Origin of the sequence: Mycoplasma leonicaptivi ATCC 49890 (assembly GCF_000622205.1) — a bacterium.
GTDB lineage: Bacteria > Bacillota_I > Bacilli_A > Mycoplasmatales > Metamycoplasmataceae > Mycoplasmopsis > Mycoplasmopsis leonicaptivi.
Map to the genome: position 1 here is coordinate 1 of NZ_JHWE01000010.1, position 11403 is coordinate 11403.

Sequence of the window (11403 nt, forward strand, 5' to 3'; positions counted from 1 at the left end):
GTTATTTGCTAACGCAAATAACATCTTTTCTATTGCTTTTTTTATACAAAAAATAAAGAAAATTTATTTTTTGTATAAAATTTATATATTACTATTTTTTTGATGGTAACTTGCATCGTGACTTTTAAAATAACGCAAATAAGTTGATAGGATTTTTATTTTGTGTTTTATAACTTTATGTTAAAATATTAATGCGTGGTCGCGTAGCTCAGCTGGATAGAGCACGAGCCTTCTAAGCTTGTGGTCAGAGGTTCGAATCCTCTCGTGATCGCCATTTTTTATACTTTTTTTTAAAAAATGACACTTTATTCTTAGAAATAATATTTTAAATTTGTTGATATAAATTGTACTAAGGAGAAAAAATGATAAAAATGTTTGGTATCCTACCAAAAAAAATTAAATTAATGTTTGCATTAAGTGTTTTTATACTTTTTTTAAACATTATTTTGACAATGTTTATTCCAATTTTTATTTCACAATTTTTACCACTTTTGATTACTAATAATAATCAAATTTTTAATGTCAAGGTTTTTGATTTTATAACAATATCTTTTGAGACTCAAAAAAATGCACTTAATTTCTTAATAGTATCACTAGTTTTAATGATAATTTTTGGAGGTATAACTTCATTTTTAAGTTTATTAATTGGTGTGTGAGCTGGTGAAAATGCTTCTAATTATTATAGAGATGCTTTATACCGAAAATACCAATTATTAAGTTTAAAAGACATTTCAACTTTTTCAACAGAAAGTTTAATGACAAGAATTAATGATGATGTTGCTGTATTTTGAGATTTCTTAATAGGTGCTTCAAGGGATTTAGTTAAGGCACCACTTTTTATAATTATTGGTTTAGTGTTTGCTTTAATGACTGATTTAAATTTAACATGAACTATTGTTGCTGTTATACCATTGTTGTTATTTTTAATGTTTTTTATATTTAAAAAAGTACATCCAAAAATTGCACAAAGTAGAAAAAATCTTGACAATGTAACAAAAGAAGTTAATGAAACTATTTCAGGTGCAAGATTTATTAAAGCATACAATTTACAAGAATTTCAATATGCTAAATTTTTAGATGCTAATAAAAAATGGTTAAATAACTCTAAAAGTATATTTTCACTATTTGCTTTAAGTTTGCCTTACTTTTTCTTCATAGTTAATTTAATAGTTATTTTTATTTATATTGGTGGTTATAAAATAATTTCTAATAATCCATCACAAGATATAGCACAATTGATTGCAAAAATGAATACTTTTATTGAATATGAGTTTTTTATTGCTGTTGGAATTAGTATGTTTTCACAGTTTTTAGGAACTTTTTTCAGAGCACGTGTTTCTTCAAAAAGAATTATGACTGTTTTAGATTATAAATATGATAATTTATTTGTAAAAAATGGTTTACAACTTGATTTAAAAAAGAGTTCTTATGGAGTTAAATTTACAGATTTTTCATTTAAATATTTTGATTCTTCACCAGAATATGTTTTAGAAAATATTAACTTTGAAATAAAACCTGGTCAAACACTTGGAATTATTGGCCCAACTGGTTCAGGTAAATCTACATTAGTTAATTTATTAATCAATAATATGAAATATACTCAAGGAAGTATTCAAATTAGCGATGAAGAAGTTAATAAAATAAATTCTGATGATTTACATAATTCAGTAGGTATTGTTTACCAAGAAGCTTTATTATTTTCTGGAACAGTAAGATCAAATCTACTTTTTGCAAAAGAAAATGCAACTGAAGAAGAAATAAATTATGCGCTTGATAACGCTTGTTCTAAAGAGTTTGTTTACAGTTTTTCTGATAGTTTGGATCATAAAATTGAACAAAGAGGTAAAAACCTATCCGGAGGACAAAAACAAAGATTATCAATTGCAAGAACACTTTTAAAAAGACCTAAAATTCTTATTTTAGATGATACAACAAGTGCACTTGATAATATAACTACTAAAAAAGTGATTGAAAATATTAAACAAAATTATAAGTGCACAACAATTATTATTTCGCAAAAAATTAATTCTATTATTAATGCAGATAATATCATTGTTATGGATAAGGGAAAAATTATAAACCAAGGAAAACATGAAGAGTTAATAAATTCAAATAATTGATATGCTGATATTTATAAAAATCAAATTGAACAATAGAAAGGAAGAAATTAATGCAAAAAGAAGCAAAAAATTTTTCAAGTTTTCAAGCATTTAAAATTTTATGAAGTTTTTTAAAAATTGATAAAAAAAGATTATATTGAGCAATTTTATTTTCTTTTATAAATGTTTTAGCATATATAGCAGGAAGTTTTTTATTAGGCTTTGTAATAACAAAATTTTTTACTCCATTAGCTGATGGTAGTCTAAAATGAGAAAACTTCCCAACCTTAAATTTCTTTTTAACTCTTTTGCTTTTAATGTTTTGTTATCTAATATATGGTGTTTTTAGGTATTTTGAGAATAAAATTTTTGTACAAGTAAGTTTTGACTGTGCATCAGATATTAGAAAAAAATTAACAAAAAAACTTTTAAGATTAGACATCTCTTTTTATGATAGAAATAAAACTGGTGATTTAATATCAACATTAGTTGTTGACATTAATAAAATTGCATTTTCATTAAATCAAGTTTTTTCATCATTTATTAATGCTTTTTTAAGTATCTTGGTTTCATTAATTTCAATGTTTATTGTTTCTAGTGCATTAACTTTAATTGTTATTCCATTAACATTATTAATGTTTGGTGGTGTAATGCTTTTATTAAAAAAATCTCAAAAACATTTTATTTTAATTCAAAATGCATTTGGAAAATTAAACGCTTTTGTTGAAGAAACATTATCTAACACAAAAGTAACAAACGCATTTAATCAAAAGGATTCAATTTATGAACAACTAAAAATAATTACTAAAGAAATTAAAGATACAGCATTTAAAGGTGATTTAATTGCTAAAAGTTTTGATAGTATTTATGGTGTGATGTCTAATGTGATTATTTTAATTATTACAGCAATTGCTGCATTATTTTATTTTAATAATTGACCAATACTTGGTGTAAAAGGTATTGCTGGTAGTGTAGATGGGTATGCTACATCAGGATTAATAGTTACATTTATTTCACTTAATTGAAGCTTTTTAGGACCTTTTCAAGCAGCTCTAGGTAATATTTTTGGTGTTCAAGTAGGGGTAGCTTCTACATCGAGAATTGCACAATTACTAAATGAAGAAGAACCAATAAAACATCAAGAATCAGTTTTTATATCATATATTAAATATGATCAAAAACAAGCATCGTTTACAGAAACACAAAATAGTGATATAAATGGTTTTTATGCTTGAAAATTCTTTAATTCTTTTACTAATAAATGAGAATATAAATCAATAAAAGGTATAATAGAGTTTAATGATGTTTATTTCAAATATTTAAAAAATTCTGAAAATTATCAATTAAAAAATGCTTCGTTTAAAGCAAAACAAGGGCAAGTTATTGCAATTGTTGGTCCTACTGGAGCAGGTAAAACAACAATTATTAATTTATTAAGTAAATATTATGACTATGAAAAAGGAAACATTACAATTGACGGTTTTGAATTAAAAAATATTAAAACAAGTGATTTTAGAAAAATTTTAACAATTGTATTACAAGATTCATTTTTATTCAACCAAACTGTTTTAGATAATCTTAAATTAGTAAATCCAAATTCTACTTTTGAAGAAATTCAACAAGCAGCTAAATTAACACAAGCACATCATTTTATTATGAATATGCCCGATGGTTATAATACTATGATAGAAAACAATGGAATGAATATTTCACAAGGCCAAAGACAATTGATTTCTTTAACTCGTGCAATATTATCAAATCATAATATGCTAATTTTAGATGAGGCTACTTCAAATATTGATTCAAGTACCGAAAAAATTGTACAAGAAGCAATGATTCATTTAACGAAAGGAAAAACATCTTTTGTTATAGCACACCGTTTAAGTACAATCAAAAATGCTGATATGATAATAGTGGTTGATAAGGGTGAAATTATTGAATGTGGAAACCATAATGAGCTGCTAGATAATAAAGGATTTTATTGAAGGTTATATAATTCTCAATTTGAAAATCAAAATTAAAAAAACATCTTTAGAGATGTTTTTTTGCTAAAGTTCAAGTTTAAAATTACCTAAAATACTTTGAATCCTTTTTGTAGTAGGATTTGATATAAGATATGTTCCAGCAACAACAGCATCAGCACCTGCTCTTAATGATACTGGCCCTGTTATATCGTTTATTCCTCCGTCAACTTGAATTAAATAGTCATAAACCTCAGCCATTCTTATGCTTTTTAATTCTCTTATTTTATCTACCGAACTCTCGATAAATTTTTGACCACCTTTACCAGGTTCAACAGACATAACAAGAACAATTGTTAGTCTGTCAAGAAATTTTTTAATTTTTAATACTTCTGTATTTGGTTTAATAGCCAAACCTATTTTAAGTGAATGTTGGTTGTTTGTTAAAAACTCATCAAATTTTTCTAAATCTTGTTCAACTGCTTCATAGTGAAATGTAAGAATATCCACATAATTTTTTAATTTTTCAACATATTCATAAGGATTTGTAACCATTAGATGTGCATCTTTAATATGTTTTAATCCTTTTTCATCAATATTTATAATTTCTTCAATTTCAATAGCGGTATTTGGAACAAATTCACCATCCATAACATCATAATGTATTCATCTAATTCCATTATTAATTAACTTATCAACCATTTTTAGTCTGTTTTCTTTTTCAACATTTAATAAACTTGGTGTTACATATTTTTCCATATTTTTTTCTCCTTCTCTGATAATTCATTTTGTAACTTTAAATAATTTTTATAAAAAGTGTCATTAATTTTACCATTTTTTCACATTTGTTTAATAAAACAATCTGATTCATTTTCATTTTTATGCAAACAAGAACGATATTTGCAGAATTTACTGTTTTCTTTGAAAATTTTATAACTTTTTGCTAATTCAATATCGTTCATATCTAAATCAAGAGAAGAAAAACCAGGTGTATCAATTAAAAAACCGTTTTGCAAAGGGAATATACTAACTTCTCTTGTGGTATGCTTACCTCTACCAAGTGCTTTAGAAATTTCTTGTGTTTTATAATTTGAATTAGTCAAAATATTTATGGATGTTGTTTTACCTACACCGCTTTGACCCATAAATACTGAATATTTATTGCCTAAAAAAGGTATTAGTTGATTATATGATTCATAATCATTATTTGTTAATAAAAAAACTATATAACCTAAATTTTGATAATATAACTTTCATTCTTGCGCTTGTTTTAAATCTAAATCGGTTTTAGTAATACAAATAATTGGTTTTACTAATTTATTTTCAATTATTGCCAAATATTTATCAACTAAATATGATTGAAAATTAGGTTTTTTTACTGATACAAAAATTATCATTTGATCAACGTTTGAGATTTTAGGTCTAATAAAAAAGTTTTTTCTCGGTAAAACTTCACAAATCATACCGTCTTTATAATAAACTTCATCACCAACAATTGGTTTTATATCTAAATTTCTAAATTTACCAGCAGCAGGCACCTTTAACTTTTGGTCAATGTTTTCTAGACTAACAATTTCATAAACACCAGCAACTGAACTAAAAATTTTGTATTTTATTTGCATTAAATAACTCCTATTTTTGAAAAGAAAAACAAGGTAATAAGAAAAATTACAAGAACTAAAATAATTATAAAAATTAAAAAATAAATAGAATTTATTAATTTAACAATTCCTTTTTTGGTTTTTAATGTTTTAATGTTTAATGGTTTTTCTAATTTTCTATCTTCATTTAAAGAAGTTGAAATATCTTTTTTAAATTCTTCAATATTTATATATCTATCACTTGGTTTTTTAGCGGTTGCTTTTAAAATAATGTTACAAACTGATTGAGGTAAATCTCTAAAATTTTTAGGATTTGGAAATTTTTTATCTCTATGAGCTAAAATTGTTTCATTCTCTAAATCGTATTTAAAAGGGTATGTACCAGTAAGAATTTCAAAATATACAATTCCAAGCGCATAAATATCTACCATTTTTGTTATTTTTGTATTTTTATAAGTATATTCTGGCGCAGAATAATACGGAGAACAAACTATAACATTTTCCTTTTTTGTTGTATTATCATTTTCTGTTATAGAAATACCTAAATCCAGCAATTTAATATTATATGCATTATCTATCATAATATTTTGTGATTTAATATCACAATGAATTATTCCAAGGTCGTGTAATACATCAATTGCTGAGGCAATTTGTTTAATTAAATGATTTGATAACTTAACTGATAATCTAAAATTTTTTTCTAAATATGTATTTAAAGTTTCACCATCAATATAATCCATGACAAAAAACTGTTCGTTCTCACTTAAATAATCATAGTGTATTTTTGGAAAATATTTGGAATTAATTTTTTTTAATAATTGTATCTCATGAATAAAACGTTTTTTATTATTGTCGTTTTGATCATTAATACAGTATTTTAAAGCGTAAGTATTATCTGAAAATTTAGGATTTTTAAATTTTACAAGATATACATAACCCATTCCGCCGGTACCTAAAATTTTTATAATGTCAAAAATTTTGTAAACAGTAGAATCTAAAGGGATATTAAACTTATTCATTATAAACCTCATAAACACCTATTGACATATTATCATTTGAATCGTTTATTAAAGCCTCATTTATTGCGCTTTCACAAATTAATTTAGGTGTTTTTTTATTGTAAATAATTGCTTGTAGTTCTTCTTTTGTTAAAAATTCATGTATTCCATCAGAAGTTAAAATAATTTTATTTATATTAAAATATTTTTCATTTTCAATGATAATAAAATCCAAAACTGTATTTATTTTTGGTCCAATTGCACTTGTTAAATATCTTTGCTGTTCTTTATTTAAGTTTTTTAAAAATGTTGTTTTATCATTTGTAAATTTATTAACTAAATTATGATCTTTTGTAATTTGTAATAATTCATTTTTATTTGTATAAATATAACATCTAGAGTCACCGGAATAAAAAACATATATTTTTTTATTATTTTTATCGTGTAAAAAAGCAACCAATGTACTGCCCATTGATTCAGATTTATTAAACTCTTTAACTGATTTTTTTAATTCATTTTTTACTAAATTAATAATGTTATAAATATCTTCTCTAATATTTTTTAGTTTATTTTCATTTATAAATTCTAAAAAATATTTTTGCAATAAATCAATAATTGTTTTAGAGGCAAAATCACCATCCTTATGACCGCCTAAACCATCGCACAATAAACCAATTGTAAAATTTTGCTTAGAAAAAAAGAGAATATAATCCTCGTTTTTTGTTCTTATATTCCCTTTATTGCTTAGAAAATAATAATTATTCAATACCAAGTTCCTTATGTAATATTTCTCTGATTTCTTGTGCTGCTCTTTCAGGAGTATCATTAACAATTTTATATTTATAAATATTTGATTCTTTCAATTCTACTTGAGCTTTTTTAATTCTTTCTTTTAAAGCACTTACGTTTTCAGAACCTCTTGCTTTAATTCTTTTCTTTAAATCATCAATTGAAGGAGGTAAAACAAAAATAGTTATTAAGTTATATTTTTTAGCAAGTAAAGGATCACTAAATTTTTTTAATATTTGTTTAACACCATTTGTTTCAATTTCAAGCATAGGAACCTTATTTTTATTATGTATTTTATCTAATTCAGAATATAAAGTTCCATAATAATTATTTAAATGATAAGAAAATTCTATAAATTTTCTTTTTTTAATTTTGTCTCTAAAATTATCGGTATCAATAAAATAGTAGTGAATACCATTTAATTCACCATTTCTTTTTTTTCTTGTTGTTGCAGAACAAGATAAAGAAAGATTTAATTCTTCAAAATCAAATAACAATCTTTCGATTGTTCCTTTACCGACCCCGCTTGGTCCTGAAAAAATAATAATAGGTTCTTTCTTATCTGTTTTATGCATCATATTAATGATATTTTACCATTTTATTCATATTTGATATATCTAAAAAATCATATTTTGCATAAATTATTTATTTTTATGATAAACTTATTTAATATAACTTAAGAGGGGTTTTTATGTTTTATTTATATCATAAAAAAAGTGGTGATTTTGCGAATAAATCTGTTAGAAAACTTGGAAGAAATTTACAAACAAAAAAAATTGGTCACACTGGTATTTTAGATCCTCTTGCATCAGGATTAATGCTTATTGCAACCGAAAGTGATACAAGAACACTTGAATATATTGAAAATAAAGACAAAACATACATAGCAAGTGCTACTTTTAATTTATCTTCTGATACATTAGATATTACAGGAAATGTTGTGAAAAATAGTTTTGACAAAGTTTTAAAGAAGACATTAGAAAATGCTTTAGACGAAATAAAAAAAACAAAAACACAACAACCTCCGATTTATAGTGCTAAAAAAATAAATGGTAAAAAAGCATATGAATATGCAAGAAATGATAAGTTTGTTGAAATACCAAAACAAAAAATCGAAATATATGATTTAGAATTATTGGATTTCAATTTTGAAAAACAAACATTTGAAATAAAAACAAGAGTATCTGAAGGTACATATATAAGAACACTTTTATATGATATAGCTAAATTATGTAATAACATTTGTGTAATGAAAAAATTAATAAGAACAAATATTGGTACTTTATCTCTTGAAGGTATCCAAGAAAATGAATTAAAAAAAATAGATGATATTAGAAAATTATTTAATGCAAATTTTGTGCAACTAAATCCTATATGAATTAATGATTTATTAAACGGCAGAACAATAAAGATGAACTTCTCTGAAGGTCTTACTTTTATTTTTTCAACAAAAATTAATGAAATATGTTGTGTAGGTTTTATTAAAGATAATATTTTTCATCCTAAAAAAGTTTTTAAAGAAAGGTTAAATTATGAATAAGTTAAAAGAAATTATTAAAATAGCTGCATTTGATATTGATGGAACAATTTTACCAAATGGTACAACAAATTTTTCACAAAATATTAAAAATATGTTTGTAGAACTTAGAAAACAAAATATTATTTCAGTAGTTTCTACTGCAAGAGACTTTGCAACTATTGGTGATTTTTTAGAACAATTAAATCCTGATTATTATATTGGAGCAAATGGTTCATTTATTTGAGATGTGCAAAATAAAAAAATTATTTACAAAGTTTCGTTAAATAAAGATGAAGTTATTAAAATTTATAATCAATTCGAAAACGAAATAGAGGCTTTTTCAATCACTGATTTTGATAAAGTTTTTACATCACCAAATATGCAACTTAATTCTTGATTTGTAAAACCTTTTGTCCAAAATTATCATACTTATGAAGAAAAACTTTTAAGTTCTGAACATTTGTATATGATTACAATTGGAAGCGAAAATACAAGAGAACTTTCTGATAAGGTGCAAAAATTTATTGAAGATAAAAATCTTAATATGGAAATTGCTTCTCGTTGATCAAGAGGTTTTTTTATCTCTCCTAAAAATATTACAAAAAGTACTACTTTAAATTTATTGTGCAAAGAAGTTGGTTTAACAATGGATAACTTAATTGCTTTTGGGGATAGTTCTAATGACTATGAAATGATCAGAGACGCATTTTATGGAGTCGCAATGGAAAGAGCAAATAATAAAATTAAGTTAGTTGCAAAAGATATTGCGATTGATTGTGAGTATGATGGTAGTTATTTGAAATTAAAAGAACTTAAATTAATATAATGAATGAATTACTTATTTATAAACTAAATGAATTTCAAACGCAAGAAAACGATACATTTATAATTGGGGGTTTTCAAATATTTCATTTAGGTCATTATCAACTCTATAAAAAAATGTTTGAAGTGGCTAAAGGTAGAAAAATTTTAGTTCGTTTTAATTCAAATGATTTTTCAGTAAAAAATAATAAACAAATAATTCAAGATAATGACGCATTTTATTTCAATATTTCTCAATTAGAATTTGATTTTATTATAGAATTAGATTTTTCCCAAATACATTATTTAAGTGGAAAACAGTTTTTAGAAAAATTAACACAAAATAAAAAAGTCAACATAATTGTTGGTGAAGATTTTAAGTTTGGTAACAAAGCAATGAATAGCGCAACTGATATCAACAAACTTTATTCAAATATTAATGTTTATATTTCAGATATACTCGAAATTAATAATGTTAAAATTTCAACATCATTAATTAGGGAACAAATTGAATTTGGTGATATTAATTTAATTAATTCTTTACTTGTTCATAATTTTGTTTTATCACTAAATTATACCAATTCAATTTTTTGCTTTAATAAAAAACAAATTTCATTACACCCAGGTATTTATATATGTAATATTTATGTTGGTAATTTAATTTATAAAAGTTTTGTGCATATAAACCAACATTTGGAAATCAAAATTCAAATAATTGATCTTGAAGACATATTTTTAAACATCGATTGATCTAAAAAAATATTTATTGAATTTATAAAGCAATTAAGAATAATTTTTCAGTCAGACAAAGATTTAATTACTGAAGAAGATGTTTATCAAACAAAAAAATATTTTATAAATATTAATAAGAGTGTATAATGAATATGAAAATTCGACAATTTTCAACTTGGTTAATATAATTTATATTTGCTAGGTTTAAAAGATAATATATAAAGGAGTTATTATGGTTTCTAAAGAGAAAAAAGCCGAATTGGTAAAAAAATTCGGTAAAAACGCTCAAGATACAGGAAACACTTCTGTTCAAATAGCTATTTTAACAGAAGATATCGAATTACTTAAACCACACTTTTTAAAGAATCCAAAAGATAACCACTCTCGTAGAGGTTTCTTTGCTAAAATTGCACAACGTAAAGTTTTATTAAAACATTTAAAAGAATCTAGCTTAGAAGAATACAACAAAATTATTTCTGCATTAAATATACGTAAATAAGGCTAAATTAATATGTCAAGAAGATGTGAACTATCTGGTGTAGGTCCATTATCAGGGAATACACGTTCTCACGCAATGAATGCTTCTAAGAGAAAATTTAATGTTAACTTACAAAAAGTAAGAGTTACAATTGATGGTCAAAGAATGACTTTAAGAGTTAGTGCAAAAACTTTAAAAACTTTAAAAACAAAAGGTTTGCTATAAAAAATTTAAAAAAATAAAACTATTTATTTGGTTTTATTTTTTTTATGTTATAATAAATTCGCTCTTAAAAAAAGAGTTTAAAAAATTAAAAAAGTTCTTTGAAATCTAGATACACAAACATGACAGTCAATTTTTTCGAGAGTTTGATCCTGGCTCAGGATGAACGCTGGCTGTGTGCCTAATACATGCATGTCGAGCGG

Annotated in this window: 12 protein-coding genes and 1 tRNA gene; 8 read left to right on the forward strand and 5 right to left on the reverse strand. The window is 24.0% G+C overall.

The genetic code is table 4. The features are described from left to right. Window positions 1–197 precede the first annotated feature (197 nt). From BU00_RS0100810 to BU00_RS0100820, 3 genes are all read left to right on the forward strand, one after another. A tRNA-Arg gene (locus BU00_RS0100810) sits at window positions 198–274 on the forward strand. An 88-nt stretch (window positions 275–362) separates the two neighbouring features. Next, entirely contained in the window at window positions 363–2156 is a 1794-nt protein-coding gene (locus BU00_RS0100815) for an ABC transporter ATP-binding protein (RefSeq protein WP_027121075.1), read from the forward strand. Window positions 2157–2170: 14 nt separating this feature from the next. Beyond that, window positions 2171–4120, forward strand: a complete 1950-nt coding sequence (locus BU00_RS0100820; RefSeq protein ID WP_036458768.1) for an ABC transporter ATP-binding protein — start codon at window positions 2171–2173, stop codon at window positions 4118–4120. A gap of 27 nt (window positions 4121–4147) precedes the next feature. Here BU00_RS0100820 and BU00_RS0100825 read toward each other — a convergent pair whose 3' ends face one another. The 5 genes from BU00_RS0100825 to gmk are packed head-to-tail and all read right to left on the reverse strand — an operon-like array spanning window position 4148 to window position 8026. After that, window positions 4148–4819 carry a ribulose-phosphate 3-epimerase gene (locus BU00_RS0100825; RefSeq protein ID WP_027121077.1) on the reverse strand — a complete coding sequence of 224 codons (672 nt, stop codon included), beginning with the start codon at window positions 4817–4819 and terminating at the stop codon, window positions 4148–4150. Continuing rightward, window positions 4804–5682, reverse strand: a complete 879-nt coding sequence (gene rsgA / locus BU00_RS0100830; protein WP_027121078.1) for a ribosome small subunit-dependent GTPase A — start codon at window positions 5680–5682, stop codon at window positions 4804–4806. Before rsgA ends, BU00_RS0100825 begins: the two co-directional genes overlap by 16 nt. Beyond that, window positions 5682–6680: a serine/threonine-protein kinase gene (locus BU00_RS0100835; protein ID WP_027121079.1), complete on the reverse strand. Its 999-nt coding sequence runs from the start codon at window positions 6678–6680 to the stop codon at window positions 5682–5684. Before BU00_RS0100835 ends, rsgA begins: the two co-directional genes overlap by 1 nt. Beyond that, entirely contained in the window at window positions 6673–7425 is a 753-nt protein-coding gene (locus BU00_RS0100840) for a PP2C family protein-serine/threonine phosphatase (RefSeq protein WP_036458770.1), read from the reverse strand. The genes BU00_RS0100835 and BU00_RS0100840 overlap by 8 nt, the downstream gene beginning before the upstream one ends. After that, window positions 7418–8026: a guanylate kinase gene (gene gmk, locus BU00_RS0100845; protein ID WP_425411670.1), complete on the reverse strand. Its 609-nt coding sequence runs from the start codon at window positions 8024–8026 to the stop codon at window positions 7418–7420. Before gmk ends, BU00_RS0100840 begins: the two co-directional genes overlap by 8 nt. Window positions 8027–8139: 113 nt before the next feature. Here gmk and truB point away from each other — a divergent pair, with 113 nt between their 5' ends. From truB to rpmB, 5 genes are all read left to right on the forward strand, one after another. Next, window positions 8140–8988 carry a tRNA pseudouridine(55) synthase TruB gene (gene truB, locus BU00_RS0100850; RefSeq protein ID WP_027121082.1) on the forward strand — a complete coding sequence of 283 codons (849 nt, stop codon included), beginning with the start codon at window positions 8140–8142 and terminating at the stop codon, window positions 8986–8988. Beyond that, complete coding sequence (locus BU00_RS0100855) at window positions 8981–9793, forward strand: YcsE-related riboflavin metabolism phosphatase (RefSeq protein ID WP_027121083.1); 813 nt, start codon at window positions 8981–8983, stop codon at window positions 9791–9793. Before truB ends, BU00_RS0100855 begins: the two co-directional genes overlap by 8 nt. Then, a complete protein-coding gene (locus tag BU00_RS0100860) occupies window positions 9793–10647 on the forward strand; it encodes an FAD synthase (RefSeq protein ID WP_027121084.1) in 855 nt (284 codons plus the stop codon). Before BU00_RS0100855 ends, BU00_RS0100860 begins: the two co-directional genes overlap by 1 nt. An 85-nt stretch (window positions 10648–10732) precedes the next feature. Continuing rightward, window positions 10733–10999, forward strand: coding sequence for a 30S ribosomal protein S15 (gene rpsO / locus BU00_RS0100865; protein ID WP_027121085.1), 267 nt, complete (start codon window positions 10733–10735; stop codon window positions 10997–10999). A gap of 12 nt (window positions 11000–11011) precedes the next feature. Continuing rightward, window positions 11012–11203, forward strand: a complete 192-nt coding sequence (gene rpmB, locus BU00_RS0100870) for a 50S ribosomal protein L28 (RefSeq protein WP_027121086.1) — start codon at window positions 11012–11014, stop codon at window positions 11201–11203. Window positions 11204–11403: the final 200 nt, after the last annotated feature.